Origin of the sequence: Streptosporangium longisporum (assembly GCF_039534895.1) — a bacterium.
Lineage (GTDB): Bacteria > Actinomycetota > Actinomycetes > Streptosporangiales > Streptosporangiaceae > Streptosporangium > Streptosporangium longisporum.
This window is the reverse complement of record NZ_BAAAWD010000022.1, coordinates 196,204-211,931: the sequence shown is the minus strand read 5'-3', so window position 1 is coordinate 211,931 and position 15,728 is coordinate 196,204. Positions and strand designations below refer to the sequence as shown.

Below are 15,728 nucleotides of genomic sequence, written 5' to 3'. Positions count from 1 at the left end.
GCGGCGGTTCCGCACAGTTCGGAGGGGATCGGTGCGGAACCGCCGAACGACGCCCGGCAGGCTTCCCTTCCCACACGCCTGCCGGGCTCTTTCTCCTAAGAACGTGCCGTATCGCCGGAGAAGTCATGGCGAAGCCAGGGGATCGCCGCGCGACCCGAGCCTGAGGACCGTCACGAGGTGAGCTTGAGGTGGAACTCCTCGACGGTCTCCCCGCGGGAGGGGGAGAACCCGCTGTCCTCGCCGTAGACGCTGAAACCGCACTTCTGCAGGACCTGCAGGGATCCCAGGTTGTCCTTCGCGACCCGGGCGAACAGCGGCCGTGCCGGATGGCGGGTGAGGAACTCCGTGACCGCCCTGGACGCGATGCCGCGTCCCCAGTGCTCCGGAGCGATCCAGTAGGTGATCTCGAGCTCGTCGGCCGGGCCGTACGTCAGCACGTGACCCACGACCTCACCGTCGAGCAGGATCGTCTCGTTGACGCTGTCGTCGTCGAGGATCCGCCCCCAGCGGGCGGTGAAGGCGTCCAGATCCGCGGGATCCTTCGCGGTGAACGCCGCCATCCGGTTGGCCTCCGGATCCAGCTGGTGCCGGTAGAACGCCTGGAGGTCGTCCTGGATCGTGTCACGCAGTACGAGATCGCTCACGCCGTGCCCTTCTCACCGTGCGGCCGGCCTCGAACCCGGAAGGCGTCCGAGGCGGAGACAAACGCCCGGCACACAGTAGGGACGGGCACCGACAAACGAGCGACGGCCAGGGCCACGGAGCGCGCACCGGGCGACGTCCGGACCGGGAAGCCCATCATGATCTGGGACGACGGCCCGTTCCGGCGGCGCGTGATCCCTGTCTCACGCCCTGGGAGAGAGATCATCACCCTGCCATAATCGGCCCATGGGAAAGAGCTACGAGCGGATGGACGGCAGGCTGCGTACCTTCATCGAGGCGCAGCACATCTTCTTCACCGCGACGTCGCCACTGGACGGCGACGGCACCATCAACCTTTCGCCCAAGGGCCTGAACGGCTCGTTCGCCGTGCTCGACGAGCTCACCGTGGCCTACCTCGACTTCGCCGGCAGCAACGCCGAGACGATCGCCCACCTGCGCGAGAACGGCCGTATCACCCTGATGTGGTGCGCCTTCGACGGCCCTCCCAACATCGTGCGCGTGCACGGCCGGGGAGAGCCGGTCTTCCGCGACGACGCGCGCTGGGCCGAGCTGATGAGCCACTTCCCGGGCATCGACCCGACCCTGCACGGCCTGCGCGCGATCATCGTCGTGACCGCGGAGAAGATCCGCGACACCTGCGGGTACGCCGTCCCGTTCATGACGTACGAAGAGGACCGCCCGCTGCACGCGTCGCGCTTCGCGCGAGAGACCGACGAGTCGCTCGACGAGTACTTCCAGAAGAAGGATCACGTCGCGTCCAGCATCGACGGTCTTCCGGGGCTGCCCCTGCCGCTGCCGCCACTTCCGCGCACCGCGTGACACCCGGCCGGTGAGGCGGTCACCACGACGGGTCCGCCGACAGGACCGTCAGGGGTGAGCGGCCCCGAGCCGGGTGCGGCGGAGGACGGACGTGGCCTCCGCTCTTCACCCGCCGCGCGTACGCCGTGATCCGGAACCCGGGTCGTCCGCGGAGGACGCGGGGAACGCGGGGGACGGGTCGTAGGGGACGCGGCGCCAGGTGGTGTCGGTGACGATCAGGTGGTCGAGGAAGCGCAGGCCGACGGTCTCGGCGGCGTCGCGGAGGCGGTCGGTGACGGCCAGGTCGGCGGGGCTGGGGTCGAGGGAGCCGCTGGGGTGGTTGTGCGCCAGGCCGAAGGAGGAGCCTCCGGAGCTGAGGACGACGCTCATGATCTCCCGGACCGGGGCGGGGGCGTGGTCGCTGCCCCCCTCGCTGACGATCGCCGTACGGGTCACCGCGCCGCTCGGATCGCAGACCACGGCCACCACCCGCTCGTGGCCGAGGCCGCGCAGCAGGGGGGCGACCACGGCGGCCAGGTCTCCGGAGCAGGTGACGCGGCGGCGTTCCGGCTCCGACTGGGCCTGCCGCACCAGGTGGAAGGCGGCGATGACCCGGGCGGCCTTCGCCGGGCCGATGCCCGGGACCCGCATCAGCCGGTGGGCGTCGGAGCGGGCCAGGCCGTGCAGGTCGCCGCAGTGGGCGATCAGGTGGGAGGCCAGCTCCACGGCGTTGGTGCCACGGCTGCCGGAGCCGATCAGCAGGGCGAGCAGCTCACGGTCGGCCAGCGCGGTGGCGCCACCGGCGAGGAGGCGCTCCCGGGGCTGGTCACCTGCGGGCATGTCCTTGACGCGCATCGGCACCTCCGGCTCGGAAAACCAGCTCGGTTCTACCAGGGCGCGCCGACATTCCGGCCGGGTCCGCGACGGGGTCTCCCGGGGGAATGAAGGGTTCGGGCATGGCGGAAGGCCCGGATCGTGCGAGGGCCGCGGGAACGACCTCTGAGGGACAGGGCTCAGGGGTGCAGGGGGTGGCTGTAGACCAGGCGGAAGCGGTCGCCCGGGATGACGATGTCGCTGGTCTCCACCGGTCGGTCCCCGGCCCAGTGGGTGCGCTCGACGTGCAGGACGTGGACCCCGGCCGGCAGGGCGAGGGCGTCGCTCTCGGCGGGCTGCGGGACGCGGGTGTAGACCTGCTCGACGATGTCGGTGATCTTGACGCCCTGGGCGGACAGGCGGGCGACCAGGCCGCGCGGGACCTCCTCGGCGGGCTCGGCGAACTCGGCGGGCTCGTAGGAGGTGGCGAGCTGGACCGGCCTGCCGTCACCGCGGAAGACGTAGCGGGTCCGGACGACCGGTGCGGACTCGTCCAGCCGCAGGCGGTGCGCGATGTCGGGGGTGGCGTCGGCCGGCTCGGTCCGCCAGTCCCAGGTGGCCCGGGTGCCCTGGGACTGGATGTCGGCGCCGAAGGGGGTGTGGTGGTCGTGGAAACGCCAGCGGTGCAGCGGGAGCAGCACCGGCCGTTCCCGGACGTAGTGGCCCGAGCCGACGCGGCCGACGATCAGGCCCTCGGCGGCGAGCACCCGCAGCGCGTGCCGGGCCGCGGTCTCTCCCACGCCGTATCTCCGGGTCAGCTGGGCACGGGAGGGGACGGGGGCACCGGGGGGAAGGGAGCCGTCGACGATCTGGCGCCGGATGTCGGCGACGACGCGCAGGTAGACAGGATCGGAGCTTGCCACGTGTCCATCCCTGGGTTCTGGGGTTGTCCCATCCTGTCGTATTCAAGGCGCAACGCAGGGTAATGGTAACGATTTGGAACCCCAACTTTGCGGGACGGCTCCCAGAAGTGCCCGAAAATATCTCAGAGACCGTGTAACGCCCGCGTAAGAAGCGCCGATTCAACGGTAGAGGTCGTCGATGTGTGTACCCCCGAGCACATATCGGCGGCCTCTTCTCATGTCCCGGAGGCATTCCGGGCCCGTTCCGGGGACCATCGGCCCCGCAAAAACGGTCAAAGCACCTCTCCGCTATCATACAAGGCATGAAACTCCGGGCGCCACGCCCGCGTGCGCGGTGAGGGCGATCGGCCTCGTCCGACCCCGCTTCTCGGGCGCCGCCGGGGAGGGATCCGTCCCGGCGGGCCGGATCCGCCCTGACGCGACCGGGGTCGTCACGGTGGCGGCGCATATCCGCGTGTACGGTGTGCAGCAGGCCGGTGGGCGGGATGTTCGCTCTTGTGCCCATCGGTGGACGGAGGTCAGGCGGGGTGGCGGGGTCCACCGTTTCGACGGATCCGGGTACCGTTCGGTCTATGGCAGCGCCAACTGGAACCTCCGACGCCCCCTTCGGCCGCATGCTGACCGCGATGGTCACGCCGTTCACCCACGACGGATCGGTCGACTACGACGCAGCACGGCGGCTGGCCGCCTACCTGGTGGACGAGCAGCGCAATGACGGTATCGTCGTGAGCGGTACGACGGGTGAGTCCCCGACGACCGGGGACGACGAGAAGGAGCGCCTCCTGCGCGCCGTCGTCGAGGCGGTCGGCGACCGCGCCACGGTCGTCGCCGGGGCAGGGACCAACGACACCCGGCACAGCGTCGAGCTGGCCCGCACCGCCGAGCGCGCCGGGGCCCACGGCCTGCTGCTGGTGACGCCGTACTACAGCAAGCCTCCCCAGGAGGGGATCTACCGCCACTTCGTGACGGTGGCGGACGCCACGGCCCTGCCGGTCATGCTCTACGACATCCCCGGGCGCAGCGGCGTGCCGATCCACAGCGGGACGCTCGCCCGGCTGGCCCGGCACGAGCGGATCGTCGCGGTGAAGGACGCCAAGGGCGACCTGTACGAGGGGTCGCAGGTCATCGCCTCCACCGGCCTGGCCTACTACTCCGGGGACGACGCGTTCAACCTGCCGTGGCTGTCGGTGGGGGCCGTGGGGTGCGTCAGCGTGATCGGCCACGTCGTGGGGGCGGAGATCGCCGCCATGATCGAGGCGTACCGTGCCGGGGACGTCGCGGGCGCGCTCGCGATCCACCGGCGGCTGCTCCCGGTGATCTCGGGGATCATGATGCAGGCCGGTGGCGCGATCATGGCGAAGGCGGCGCTGGGCATGGTGGGGCGGCCCGTGGGGCCGGTGAGACCTCCCCTGGCGGAGGCGACCGGCGAGCAGCTGACGAGGCTGCGTGAAGACTTGATCGCGGGCGGTGTGAAGCCGTCCGACGAAGTTGTCACCTGAAATGCAGCAGAGCGGCCTTCATCGGCCGCATCCGGGAGGAACAAGAGTTTGCGAGAGAGAAGACACGTCGGTCCGCTGGGGGACGGGGTGCTCGGCGAGGGAGTAGTCCTGCTGCCCGCGGGGACCGTCGCCACCTGTGAGACCCCTGAGAGAGGTGTGGCCTGATGAGTCACCCCCATCCCGAGCTCGGGCCGCCGCCCGTGCTGCCCGAGGGCGCCCTGCGCATCGTCGCACTGGGCGGTCTCGGTGAGATCGGCCGCAACATGGCCGTGTTCGAGTTCGAGGGCCGGTTGCTGATCGTCGACTGCGGGGTGCTGTTCCCCGAGCCCGACCAGCCCGGCATCGACCTGATCCTGCCCGACTTCGAGTACATCCGGGGCCGCCTGGACGACATCGAGGCCGTGGTCCTGACCCACGCGCACGAGGACCACATCGGTGCCGTGCCGTACCTGCTGCGCGAGCGCCGCAACATCCCCGTCGTGGGCTCCAGGCTGACGCTGGCGCTGATCGAGGCCAAGCTCACCGAGCACCGGATCCAGCCGGTCAAGCGGGAGGTGGTGGAGGGCGAGCGGCACCGGTTCGGGCCGTTCGAGTGCGAGTTTCTCGCGGTCAACCACTCCATCCCGGACGCGCTGGCCGTCGCGATCAGGACGCCCGCGGGCATCGTCCTGCACACCGGTGACTTCCGGATGGACCAGCTGCCCAGCGACGGGCGCCTGACCGACCTGGGTGGGTTCGCCAGGCTCGGCGCCGAGGGCGTCGACCTGCTGATGTCCGACTCGACCAACGCCGAGGTGCCGGGATTCGTCACCAGCGAGCGGGAGATCGCGCCGGTCATCGACGAGGTCGTCCGCACCGCGGGCAAGCGGGTGATCGTGGCGAGCTTCGCCTCGCACATCCACCGCGTCCAGCAGGTCATCGACGCCGCCGAGAGGCACGGCCGCAAGGTCGCGCTGGTCGGCCGTTCGATGGTGCGCAACATGGGCGTCGCCCGCGACCTGGGCTACCTGAGGGTCTCGCCGGGCCTGATCGTCGACTCCAAGGAGATCGAGGGCTGGCCGCCGGAGGACGTGGTGCTGATCTGCACCGGGTCCCAGGGCGAGCCGATGGCGGCGCTGTCGAGGATGGCCAACCGCGACCACCCGATCCGGATCGCCGAGGGCGACACGGTCCTGCTGGCCTCCTCGCTGGTGCCGGGCAACGAGACCGCGGTCAACAACGTGATCAACGGGTTGTCGCGCTGGGGCGCCCGGGTGGTGCACAAGGGCAACGCCAAGGTGCACGTCTCCGGGCACGCCGCCGCGGGTGAGCTGCTGTACGTGCTCAACCTGACCCGGCCGTCCAACTTCATGCCGGTGCACGGCGAGTGGCGTCACCTGCGGGCGCACGCCAAGCTCGCCGCGCTGACCGGGGTGCCCGACGACCACATCGTGATCGCCGAGGACGGCGTCGTGGTGGACCTGGTCGACGGCCGCGCCAAGATCGTGGGCGCTGTCCCGGCCGGGTACGTCTACGTGGACGGCACCTCGGTGGGCGACGTCACCGACTTCGCGCTGAAGGACCGTCGCATCCTGGGCGAGGAGGGCTTCATCTCCGTCGTCATCGTGATCGACACCGCCACCGGCAAGCTCACCGGGGGACCGGAGATCCACGCCAGGGGGTCGGGCATCGACCCGGCCATGTTCGACGACATCCTGCCGCAGGTCGAAAGGGCCCTGCAGGAGAACGCGGCCGACGGGGTGGTGGACATCCAGCAGGTCCGCAGGGTGGTCCGCAGGACCGTGGGGCGCTGGGTGAGCGACACCTACCGCCGCCGTCCGATGATCATCCCGGTCGTCATCGAGGTCTGACGCCTCCCTCCGTGCGGCGGCCGGTCCGGCCGCCGCACGGAAGCGCGTGCCGACGAGTCGTGGGGAGTCGTCAGCACAGGCCGGGGAGCGAGCAGACCCTGGCGGCCATCCTCTCGGCGTCCTTCAGCGGCCGGGTGAAGTCGGAGCCGCGCACCCTGCCGTACTCGCCCGCCAGCGTGTAGATCGCCAGCGCCCGGTCCCGGCGTACGACGACGGTCCGCTGCCCGCCGACGGCGGGCCGCACGCCCCCGGCGTCGTAGCCCTGGACGGAGATCCGCGCGGCCCGGTCCCCGGCGCGGACCGGATCGACCCTGGTCTTGACGACCATTCCCTCGGTCCTGACCCGCGCGCACCTGCCGGCGTGGGCCAGCAGCCCGGCCATCGCCCGGCGCGCGGAGCCGGCCGAGCGGTAGATCACCAGCTGCTCGGCGGAACGGTGCTCCGGGGCCTCGTGGACGACCGCCCGCGCGGCCACCCGGCCGGTGTCGGCGGGACGGCGCGGACCGCACAGCTCGACCTCCAGGGGGCCGCGCACCCCGTCGCGGATCGTCCACTTCTCCTCCCCGGGGTACCTCACCGGCCCGCGGGCCCGTGCCTCGTGCAGCAGGAAGTTCCTCGGGATCCGTACCGCCCCGGTGTCGCCCGTGTCCTGCCCGGTGAGGCCGGCCGTCGCCACGGGCCCGGTGCCGCCGGAGGCCTGTGCCGTCCCGCCGGTGCCCGCGCCCGCTCCCGTACCGGCCAGGGCGGTCCCGCCCATCGAGAGGGCCGCCAGAGCCGTGCCCGCCGCCGCCAGGCGGATCGCCGTCCGTGTGCTACCGGTCATGGTCGACCTTTCCTTCCGTGCCGGAGGATGCCATGCCCGTGAGACCCGCGTTCCGCGGGAAAGGTTCGGCGGAAGGACGATTTCCCGAGGAACGCGGGTCTTGCGGGCTCTCGGCCGATGCGCGGGCAGGGGTGTCGTTGTATGCTCAAAGCGTTCTATGTAGCAGCCTCTAATTTCATGTAATAGAACAATGGAGGGTCGATGGAGGTACGTCACGCCACGGCGCCCGACCAGATCGCCGGGGCGAGCACCGACTGGCTACGCCGCCGCTTCCTGGCGGAGCAGCTCTTCGTGCCCGGCGAGGTCCGCCTGCTCTACTCGCACGAGGACCGCATCGTGGTCGGCGGCGCCATGCCGCAGGACGGGCCGCTGAGACTGCACACCCCCGACCCGCTGCGGTCGGAGTACTTCCTGGAGCGCCGGGAGCTCGGCGTGGTCAACGTGGGCGGGCCGGGCACGGTGACCGTGGACGGCACCGCGTACCCGCTGGCCCCCAAGGAGTGCGTCTACGTCGGCAGGGGCGCCCGCGAGGTGGAGTTCGAGGGCGACGCGTTCTACCTGGTCTCCACGCCCGCGCACGCCACGTTCCCGACCGTCGCGGCGACCCTGGACGACGCCGAGCCGGTGCGGCTGGGCGGCCGGGACGGCTCCAACGAGCGCACGATCTACAAGTACGTCCACGCCAAGGGCATCCGGAGCTGCCAGCTGGTGCTCGGCGTGACCGTGCTGGAGCCCGGCAGCATGTGGAACACCATGCCCTGCCACACCCACGAACGCAGGACCGAGGTCTACCTCTACTTCGACCTGCCACCGGGCGAGCGGGTGATCCACCTGATGGGACGGCCCGACGAGACGCGCAACCTGGTGGTCGCCGACCGGCAGGCGGTCGTCTCCCCGTCCTGGTCGGTGCACTGCGGCTTCGGCACGAAGAGCTACTCGTTCGTCTGGGCCATGGGCGGGGAGAACCAGGCCTTCGAGGACATGGAGCAGGTCGAGATCGGCGAGATGCGCTGATGTTCTCACTGGAGGGCAGGACCGCGCTCGTCACCGGCGCGCGGACCGGGATCGGGCGCGCGCTCGCGGTGGGCCTGGCCGCGGCCGGGGCCGACATCGTGCTGCACGGCCGTGACGACGACCTCGACGAGGTCGAGGCCGAGGTGCGCAAGACCGGCAGGCAGGCCTCCCGGTGGATCCTCGACCTGTCCGACCCCGGAGCCGTCCCCGAGGCGGCCGCGCGGCTGGGCCCGGTCGACGTGCTGGTGAACAACGCCGGGATCATCCGCAGGGCCCCGGCCTCCGAACACCCCTACGAGTCCTTCCGGGAGGTGCTGGACGTCAACCTCGACGCGGTCTTCCTGCTCAGCCAGGCCCTGGGGACGCGGATGCTCGCCCGGGGCTCCGGGAAGATCATCATGATCGCCTCCATGCTCTCCTACCAGGGGGGCGTCAACGTGGCCGGCTACACCTCGGCCAAGCACGGCGTCGCCGGGCTCACCAAGGCGCTGGCCTGCGAGTGGGCGGGCTCGGGGGTGCAGGTCAACGCGATCGCTCCCGGCTACATCAGGACGGGCAACACCGAGCGGCTCTGGGACGACCCCGCGCGCGAGGCGGAGATCAGATCCCGCATCCCGGCAGGTCGCTGGGGGACGCCCGAGGACCTGGTGGGCGCCGCCGTCTTCCTGGCGTCCGCGGCCTCCGACTACGTCAACGGCCACCTGCTCGCGGTCGACGGAGGCTGGTTGGCACGCTGACCAGTAGGCTCACGATCGTGGTCAGGGAAGGCAGTTCCATCGACAAGGCGCTGGCGGTGCTGGAGGCGATCGCCGAGCACCATCGCGTGACCGACATAGCCGCGGCGACGGGAGTGTCCAAGTCGACCGTCCATCGGATCCTGCAGTCGCTGGTCGAGTGGGGGTTCGCGCGGCCGGACGGGCGCGGGGGCTACGAGCCGGGCCCCCGGATCCTCACCCTGGCGGGCCGGGTCATGAACCGTTTCGACCCGGCCCGCCAGGCCTCCGGCGCGCTCAACGCGCTGCACGAGCGGATCGGCTACACCACGCACTTCGCGATCCGCAGCGGGGACGAGGCGGTGTACGTCGACAAGCTGGAGGGGCGGCGGCCCTACCAGATGCCCTCGCGCGTCGGGATGAGCCTGCGCCTGCACTGCACCGCGATCGGCAAGGCGGTGCTGGCGCAGTTGAGCGCCGACGAGGTCCGCGCGATCTGCGCCCGCGCCGGGATGCCGGCCGCGACCGCCAAGACGCTGGCGACACCCGAGGCCCTGCTCGCCGACCTGAAGCTGGTGCGCTCCCGCGGCTACTCGGTCGACGACGAGGAGAACCTGCCGGGCATCCTGTGCGTCGGAGCCCCGGTCTTCGACCACACCGGCCAGGTGCTCGGCGGCATCTCCATCTCGGCCCTGGCGATGGACGTCAGCATGGCCGACGTCGAGCGGTTCGCGCCCGACGTGGTCTCGGCCGCCCGCGACGTCTCCGCGGCCCTGGGGGCCCCTGCCTCGCCCGTGTTCAACGGCTGATCCGATCCTGGCCGGTCCCCGGCGGCCGGTCCGCCCGGCGGGGTCCCGGACCCGTCTCCGGGGCCCGGCCCGTCTTCTGGGGCGAGGGCCCGTCCCCGGGGTCCCTGTCCGCCCGGTGGGGCTCCAGGGGCCGTTCCCGGGCCCACGGCACCTCTGCGGGGCCCCGCGGACCGTTACCGGGGTGCCCGGGCCGTCGATCGTCCGTGCCGGTTCCTGCCGGTTCCTGCCGTGCCCGTCGGCTCCTCACCTGTCCCGGTCACCCGTCCGGCTGGCCGGGGGTGGGCCACGCGCTCGGCTTGTCCCATGTAATGGGATGTGATGTCATGTAGTGCAACATCCTATCGACCGTGGGAGATCGGCATGCCTAACATCACCGTGGAACTCCTGTCCGGCCGGACCCTCGACCAGCGTCGCGAGTTCGTGGCCGCGCTGACCGAGGCGGCCGTGGACATCCTGAAGGCCCGCAGGGAGGCGGTCCGCATCGTCTTCACCGAGATCGAGAAGTCCGACGTGGCCAACGCAGGCGTCCTGGAGTCCGACAAATAGCCCGACGGCCCGATCCCCGGGCGTGGCGGACCTCAGGTCCGCCACGCCCGGGGAGGGCCCGGAGTCGTCGGTGTCAGCCGGCCGCGCGGGCCCGCTCCTGCTCCTGGTCCGGCTCGGGGTCGGTGGACAGGGAGTCGACCAGCACGTCGCGGTCCTCGCGGTTCTCCGGCTTGAGCAGCCCGATCGCCACGTACAGCACCAGTGAGGTCACCAGGGGCACGCCCACCACCATCGCGGTGTCCTTGGACTCGATGATCCACTTGACGTACGCCCAGACGCTCAGGCCCGCGGCCCAGGAGACGATGGCGGCGGTCGGCCCGCTCCTGCGGAACCAGGGCAGCATGCCCAGCATCAGCGGGATGGAGATCGGTCCCATCGTCGCCGCGACCAGGTCGACGACGATCTTCAGGACCACGCCCTGTCCCTCGGTGGAGATCGCGATCGCCATGCTGATCAGCACGAAGGTGAACGTGGTCACCCGGGCGAAGGTCAGCTGGGCGTGCGCCGACAGGTCGCGCACCTTGCGGACCAGCACCGGGGCGATGTCCCTGGTGATGACCGAGGAGATCACGTTGGCGTCGGAGGCCACCATGGCCATGGTGTGCGAGAAGAAACCGGCGAGGACCAGGCCGATCACGCCCTGCGGCAGCAGCGTCTGCGCCAGCCGTACGTAGGCCTCCTCGGCGTTGGCCAGGCCCGGCACGATGAGCGGGGCGGCGAACATCGGGATGAACAGGATCAGCGGCCAGACCAGCCACAGCGCGCTGGACAGCAGGGCCGAGCGCTTGGCGGCCGAGCCCGAGGGGGAGGCCATGTAGCGCTGGGCCAGGTTCCACATGCCGCCGTTGTACTCGAAGGTCTTGATGAAGAGCAGGGCGAGGAAGAACGTCGTGGTGTACGGCCCGGAGAACGGGTCGCCGTGGCCCGGCGGCAGCTTGTCCCACATGGTCCACAGGGTGGCGACGCCGTCCAGGTGGGCCATGATCGCGACGAACATGGCGATGCCCGCCACGCCCTGGATGACGAACTGCCCGAAGTCGGTGAGCACGTCCGCCCACAGGCCGCCCGCGGTGATGTAGACCAGCGTGACGGCCCCGGTGATCAGGATGCCCCACAGGATGGGGATGCCGGCGAAGCCCTTGAGCAGGATGGCGATCGCCACCCACTTGGCCGCGATGTCCACCACCTTCAGCAGCGCGCCGCTGTAGGCCAGCACCTGCTGGGTGGGCAGGTTGTAGCGCCGGGCGAGGTACTCCAGGGGGGAGACCACGCCGTGCTTGGAGCGGAGCCGGTTCCACCGGGCCGCCCAGACGAAGGCGCCGATGCCGACGCCGATGCCGATCGTCAGCGCCCACCAGACGTACATGGCGAGCCCGTAGTTGTACGCGACGGCCGCGAACGCCACGAACATGATCGCGCTGTAGCCCGACATGTGGTGCGAGATGCCTGACAGCCACCAGGGGATACGTCCCCCGGCGGTGAAGAAGTCGGCCACGTTCTTGATGCGCTTCTTCGACCACACGCCGATGGCGATCATGACAAGGAAGTACGCGCCCAGAACGGACCAGTCGAGTGCGGACATATGTCTCCTCCCAACGCCCTATTGGTGAGGAGGTTCTACTACATGAAACGTAATGTCAATACATAGAATGGATGGCGCTTTCCGTGAGGTGATTGTCGGGTTATGGGTAGTTCATCACTGTTCACGGTGTATCGACCGATCCTGTGAAGGGCGGGGCCGCCTCCCGCGGCTTCCGGCGCGTCGTCGCGCAATTCACCACCCGTCTCGTTAACCTCCCTAACATGGCCACCCGTACGTCTAAAGGCGCCTCAGGAAAGCCCTCCGGCAGAGGATCCTCCGGCCGTTCGGGCGCCTCCTCGTCCCGTACGACCTCCGCCCGGCGGGGGCCCGCCACCCGGGCGAGGAGCGCGGCACCGACCCGGAGCACGGCGTCCCGCGGTTCCGCGTCCCGTCCTCCCTCGCCGCGGCACGATCCGATCAGCTGGCTCCTCACCCTGGTCGGCAGGCTGTTCATGGGCGTCTGGATGCTGGTGGCCGGCGGCATCGGCGGCGCGGCACGGGCCCTGGGGCAGAACGCGCGCGAGCTCGACCCCGTCCACCGCCGCGACGGCCTCGGCCTGGCCGTGTTCTCCGGGGCGATCGTGCTGGCCTCCATGACCTGGCGGCTGAGCACCGGGACGGTCTCCACCGTGGTCGACGGGGTCATGCGCGGGATCTTCGGGTCCCTGGCCTGGCTGATCCCGATCCTGCTGGTGCTGCTCGCCTGGCGGCTGATGCGCCACCCCGACCAGAACGCCGACACCGGCCGGATGATCATCGGCTGGTCGGCGCTCACCGTCGGCGTGCTCGGCATCGTGCACCTCGTCCACGACACGCCGTACCCCTCGGGGGGCGGCACGGACGGCATGGACAAGGTGTCGGCCGCCGGGGGCATGGTCGGCTTCATCGTCTCGGCGCCCCCGGCGAGCATCCTGCCCGCCTTCATCACCGTGCCGCTGCTGCTGATCCTGTCGGGCTTCGGCGTGCTGGTGATCACCGCCACCCCGGTGCACCGGGTCCCGGAGCGGCTGTCGGAGATCCGGCACATGCTCTTTCAGCGCGACCTGCCCCCGATGCCGCGGGTGCCCGGCAAGCGCCCGGCCACGCGCAAGAGGTCCGCGGCCGGGGGCGGCGGGCCGGGGGAGCCTGCGGAGCCCGGGGCCCCGGGGGATCACGTCAAGCCCTACGACACGCCCGTGATCGCCGAGACGCCGGGCAGGCCGGGGCACTCCCCGGAGATCGTGCCCGGCCTGGCCGAGGAGGCGGGCCAGCCCGAGGCCGAGAACCCGCTGGTCAGGGTCGATCCGCCCGAGCCGACCCCGGCGCCGCGCAAGGTCGAGCAGCTCGTGCTGTCCCCGCAGGCCGGGCCCTACACGCTGCCCGAGTCGCAGTTGCTGCGTCCCGGCACCGCGCCCAAGCCGCAGACCAAGGCCAACACCATCGTGGTCAACGCGCTGACCAGCGTGATGGAGCAGTTCGCGATCGACGCCCAGGTGATCGGTTTCACCCGGGGGCCGACGGTGACGCGCTACGAGATCGAGCTCGGCCCGGCGGTCAAGGTCGAGAAGGTCACCGCGCTCACCAAGAACATCGCCTACGCCGTCAAGTCGGCCGACGTGCGGATCCTGTCCCCGATCCCCGGCAAGTCCGCGATCGGGGTGGAGATCCCCAACACCGACAAGGACCTCGTCTCGCTCGGCGACATCCTGCGCTCCCCGGTCGCCCAGGCCGACCACCACCCGATGATCGTCGGGCTCGGCAAGGACGTCGAGGGGCGCACGATAGTGGCCAACCTCGCCAAGATGCCGCACCTGCTCATCGCGGGCGCCACCGGCGCCGGGAAGTCGGTCTGCGTCAACGGCCTGATCACCTCGATCCTGATGCGCGCCACGCCCGACGAGGTGCGCATGGTCCTGGTCGACCCCAAACGCGTCGAGCTCAGCGTGTACGAGGGCATCCCCCACCTCATCACGCCGATCATCACCAACCCCAAGAAGGCCGCCGAGGCGCTGGAGTGGGTCGTCGGCGAGATGGACCGCCGCTACGACGACCTGGCGGCCAGCGGCTTCCGGCACGTCGACGACTTCAACAAGGCGGTGCGCACCGGGAAGCTGGTGCCGCCCCCGGGCAGCGAGCGCGTCTACCAGCCCTACCCGTACCTGCTGGTCATCGTCGACGAGCTCGCCGACCTGATGATGGTCGCCCCGCGCGACGTCGAGGACTCCATCGTCCGCATCACCCAGCTGGCCCGTGCCGCGGGCATCCACCTGGTCATCGCCACCCAACGGCCCAGCGTGGACGTCGTCACCGGCCTGATCAAGGCCAACGTGCCCTCCCGGCTGGCGTTCGCCACCTCCTCGCTGGCCGACTCCCGGGTCATCCTGGACCAGCCGGGCGCCGAGAAGCTGGTCGGCCAGGGAGACTCCCTCTTCCTGCCGATGGGCGCCAGCAAGCCCATGCGGCTGCAGAACGCCTTCGTCTCCGAGAAGGAGATCGGCGAGATCGTCGGGCACTGCAAGGTCCAGATGGCGGCCGAGTACCGCGAGGACGTGGCCGCCTCGACGGCGGTCAAGAAGGAGATCGACGAGGACATCGGCGACGACCTCGACCTGCTGGTCGCCGCGGCCGAGCTGATCGTGACCACCCAGTTCGGCTCGACCTCGATGCTCCAGCGCAAGCTCCGGGTGGGCTTCGCCAAGGCGGGCCGGCTGATGGACCTGCTGGAGAGCAGGAACGTGGTCGGGCCGAGCGAGGGCTCCAAGGCGCGGGAGGTCATGGTCAAACCCGACGAACTCCCCGGCCTGCTGGCGGACCTGCGCGGACAATGACCCCCCTGCCTGTGGCGTTCTCCCCGGTTACTGATTGAATGGGGGTCACTACGCAGCGTCGGGGGGCGGGGGGCGTGCGCCATGGGCATTGGCAGCGATCTGGCGGATGCACGGCGGTCCATGGGGATGACCGTCGGGCAGCTGAGCGCGCGGACACGGATCCGCGAGGTGCTGATCCAGGCGATCGAGCGGAACGACTTCTCCCAGTGCGGGGGTGACTTCTACGCGCGGGGCCACATCAGGAACATCGCCAAGGTCGTCGGGCTCGACCCGGAGGCGGTGGTGCACCGCTACGACGAGCAGCACGGGGGCGTGGCGCTCCCGGTACGGGCCTCCACGGTCTTCCAGGCCGACATGCCGTTGAAGATCCGCGAGCGCCGCTCGCCGAACTGGACGACGGCCATGGCCCTGGCCCTGGGCATCGTGGTGATCTTCGGCGTGGTGCGCACCATGGAGGGGGGCGACACCCCGATCGCGGACATCCGCTCCGCCCCGGTGCCGGCAGCCTCGGCCCCGCCGCCGTCCTCCGCGGCGCCGGGCTCGCCGCGCCGGGCCGCGTCGCTGGCGAAGGAGAAGCGGAGCGACACGGTCGTCCTGCAGGTGAAGGCCAGGCGCACCTGCTGGCTCGACGTGGAGGACGCGGCCGGCCGGAAGATCTTCTCCGGGACGCTCAAGGCCGGGAAGACCACGACCTGGAAGACCAAGGACAAGGTGAGGGTCGTCTTCGACGACGCCGGGGCCGTCTCGCTGAAGGTGAACGGCAAGACCATGGGCACCCCGGGCAAGCGGGGGCAGACCGTCGACCGGTCCTACTCCGCGCCGGCCGCGAACCGGCGCTAGCCGCATCCGGCCGGCGCCCGACGCGAACCGGCGCCGGCCCCCGGTGCG

The 15,728-nt window shown here is 70.8% G+C and carries 14 protein-coding genes; 9 read left to right on the top strand and 5 right to left on the bottom strand.

The window, feature by feature from the left end:
• Nucleotides 1-170: 170 nt before the first annotated feature.
• Nucleotides 171-644, bottom strand: a complete 474-nt coding sequence (locus tag ABD832_RS36290) for a GNAT family N-acetyltransferase (RefSeq protein ID WP_344905225.1) — start codon at nucleotides 642-644, stop codon at nucleotides 171-173.
• 244 nt (nucleotides 645-888) lie between these two features.
• Between ABD832_RS36290 and ABD832_RS36285 the strand changes: the two genes are divergently transcribed.
• Nucleotides 889-1,482, top strand: a complete 594-nt coding sequence (locus ABD832_RS36285; protein ID WP_344905222.1) for a pyridoxamine 5'-phosphate oxidase family protein — start codon at nucleotides 889-891, stop codon at nucleotides 1,480-1,482.
• A 105-nt stretch (nucleotides 1,483-1,587) separates the two neighbouring features.
• Here ABD832_RS36285 and ABD832_RS36280 read toward each other — a convergent pair whose 3' ends face one another.
• Together ABD832_RS36280 and ABD832_RS36275 are read right to left on the bottom strand one after the other, a co-directional pair.
• Nucleotides 1,588-2,316 carry a JAB domain-containing protein gene (locus ABD832_RS36280; protein WP_344905219.1) on the bottom strand — a complete coding sequence of 243 codons (729 nt, stop codon included), beginning with the start codon at nucleotides 2,314-2,316 and terminating at the stop codon, nucleotides 1,588-1,590.
• A 158-nt stretch (nucleotides 2,317-2,474) separates the two neighbouring features.
• The gene (locus ABD832_RS36275) at nucleotides 2,475-3,197 is read right to left on the bottom strand and encodes a GntR family transcriptional regulator (protein WP_344905216.1); all 723 of its coding nucleotides are present in this window, start codon (nucleotides 3,195-3,197) and stop codon (nucleotides 2,475-2,477) included.
• Between the two features lie 572 nt (nucleotides 3,198-3,769).
• Here ABD832_RS36275 and dapA point away from each other — a divergent pair.
• Both dapA and ABD832_RS36265 read left to right on the top strand, forming a co-directional pair.
• Nucleotides 3,770-4,696 (top strand): 4-hydroxy-tetrahydrodipicolinate synthase, encoded by a 927-nt coding sequence (gene dapA, locus ABD832_RS36270; RefSeq protein ID WP_344905213.1) that lies wholly within the window; start codon nucleotides 3,770-3,772, stop codon nucleotides 4,694-4,696.
• Between the two features lie 164 nt (nucleotides 4,697-4,860).
• Complete coding sequence (locus ABD832_RS36265; protein ID WP_344905210.1) at nucleotides 4,861-6,546, top strand: ribonuclease J; 1,686 nt, start codon at nucleotides 4,861-4,863, stop codon at nucleotides 6,544-6,546.
• A gap of 70 nt (nucleotides 6,547-6,616) precedes the next feature.
• Here the strand turns inward: ABD832_RS36265 and ABD832_RS36260 are convergent, their stop codons facing one another.
• Nucleotides 6,617-7,369: a hypothetical protein gene (locus ABD832_RS36260; protein WP_344905207.1), complete on the bottom strand. Its 753-nt coding sequence runs from the start codon at nucleotides 7,367-7,369 to the stop codon at nucleotides 6,617-6,619.
• 201 nt (nucleotides 7,370-7,570) lie between these two features.
• Here ABD832_RS36260 and kduI point away from each other — a divergent pair, with 201 nt between their 5' ends.
• The 4 genes from kduI (at nucleotide 7,571) to ABD832_RS36240 (ending at nucleotide 10,451) form a co-directional block, all read left to right on the top strand.
• On the top strand, nucleotides 7,571-8,383 hold the full coding sequence (gene kduI, locus ABD832_RS36255) for a 5-dehydro-4-deoxy-D-glucuronate isomerase (protein ID WP_344905204.1): 813 nt from the start codon (nucleotides 7,571-7,573) through the stop codon (nucleotides 8,381-8,383).
• The gene (locus tag ABD832_RS36250) at nucleotides 8,383-9,120 is read left to right on the top strand and encodes an SDR family oxidoreductase (protein WP_344905200.1); all 738 of its coding nucleotides are present in this window, start codon (nucleotides 8,383-8,385) and stop codon (nucleotides 9,118-9,120) included. The genes kduI and ABD832_RS36250 overlap by 1 nt, the downstream gene beginning before the upstream one ends.
• 17 nt (nucleotides 9,121-9,137) lie before the next feature.
• Nucleotides 9,138-9,905: an IclR family transcriptional regulator gene (locus tag ABD832_RS36245; protein ID WP_344905196.1), complete on the top strand. Its 768-nt coding sequence runs from the start codon at nucleotides 9,138-9,140 to the stop codon at nucleotides 9,903-9,905.
• Nucleotides 9,906-10,265: 360 nt separating this feature from the next.
• On the top strand, nucleotides 10,266-10,451 hold the full coding sequence (locus tag ABD832_RS36240) for a tautomerase family protein (RefSeq protein WP_344905193.1): 186 nt from the start codon (nucleotides 10,266-10,268) through the stop codon (nucleotides 10,449-10,451).
• 73 nt (nucleotides 10,452-10,524) lie between these two features.
• Here ABD832_RS36240 and ABD832_RS36235 read toward each other — a convergent pair whose 3' ends face one another.
• Nucleotides 10,525-12,033 carry a sodium:solute symporter family protein gene (locus ABD832_RS36235; protein ID WP_344905190.1) on the bottom strand — a complete coding sequence of 503 codons (1,509 nt, stop codon included), beginning with the start codon at nucleotides 12,031-12,033 and terminating at the stop codon, nucleotides 10,525-10,527.
• Nucleotides 12,034-12,254: 221 nt separating this feature from the next.
• On the opposite strand from ABD832_RS36235, the gene ABD832_RS36230 reads away from it, so the two are divergent.
• Together ABD832_RS36230 and ABD832_RS36225 are read left to right on the top strand one after the other, a co-directional pair.
• Entirely contained in the window at nucleotides 12,255-14,840 is a 2,586-nt protein-coding gene (locus ABD832_RS36230) for an FtsK/SpoIIIE family DNA translocase (RefSeq protein WP_344905187.1), read from the top strand.
• A gap of 81 nt (nucleotides 14,841-14,921) precedes the next feature.
• Nucleotides 14,922-15,680 carry a helix-turn-helix domain-containing protein gene (locus ABD832_RS36225; protein ID WP_344905184.1) on the top strand — a complete coding sequence of 253 codons (759 nt, stop codon included), beginning with the start codon at nucleotides 14,922-14,924 and terminating at the stop codon, nucleotides 15,678-15,680.
• Nucleotides 15,681-15,728 lie beyond the last annotated feature (48 nt).

Bases quoted from the DNA above. Each gene is read 5' to 3' on its own strand.
- ABD832_RS36285 (WP_344905222.1), top strand. From the start codon at position 889: ATGGGAAAGAGCTACGAGCGGATGGACGGCAGGCTGCGTACCTTCATC.
- ABD832_RS36280 (WP_344905219.1), bottom strand. From the start codon at position 2,316: ATGCGCGTCAAGGACATGCCCGCAGGTGACCAGCCCCGGGAGCGCCTC.
- dapA (WP_344905213.1), top strand. From the start codon at position 3,770: ATGGCAGCGCCAACTGGAACCTCCGACGCCCCCTTCGGCCGCATGCTG.
- ABD832_RS36265 (WP_344905210.1), top strand. From the start codon at position 4,861: ATGAGTCACCCCCATCCCGAGCTCGGGCCGCCGCCCGTGCTGCCCGAG.
- ABD832_RS36260 (WP_344905207.1), bottom strand. From the start codon at position 7,369: ATGACCGGTAGCACACGGACGGCGATCCGCCTGGCGGCGGCGGGCACG.
- kduI (WP_344905204.1), top strand. From the start codon at position 7,571: ATGGAGGTACGTCACGCCACGGCGCCCGACCAGATCGCCGGGGCGAGC.
- ABD832_RS36250 (WP_344905200.1), top strand. From the start codon at position 8,383: ATGTTCTCACTGGAGGGCAGGACCGCGCTCGTCACCGGCGCGCGGACC.
- ABD832_RS36240 (WP_344905193.1), top strand. From the start codon at position 10,266: ATGCCTAACATCACCGTGGAACTCCTGTCCGGCCGGACCCTCGACCAG.
- ABD832_RS36235 (WP_344905190.1), bottom strand. From the start codon at position 12,033: ATGTCCGCACTCGACTGGTCCGTTCTGGGCGCGTACTTCCTTGTCATG.
- ABD832_RS36230 (WP_344905187.1), top strand. From the start codon at position 12,255: ATGGCCACCCGTACGTCTAAAGGCGCCTCAGGAAAGCCCTCCGGCAGA.
- ABD832_RS36225 (WP_344905184.1), top strand. From the start codon at position 14,922: ATGGGCATTGGCAGCGATCTGGCGGATGCACGGCGGTCCATGGGGATG.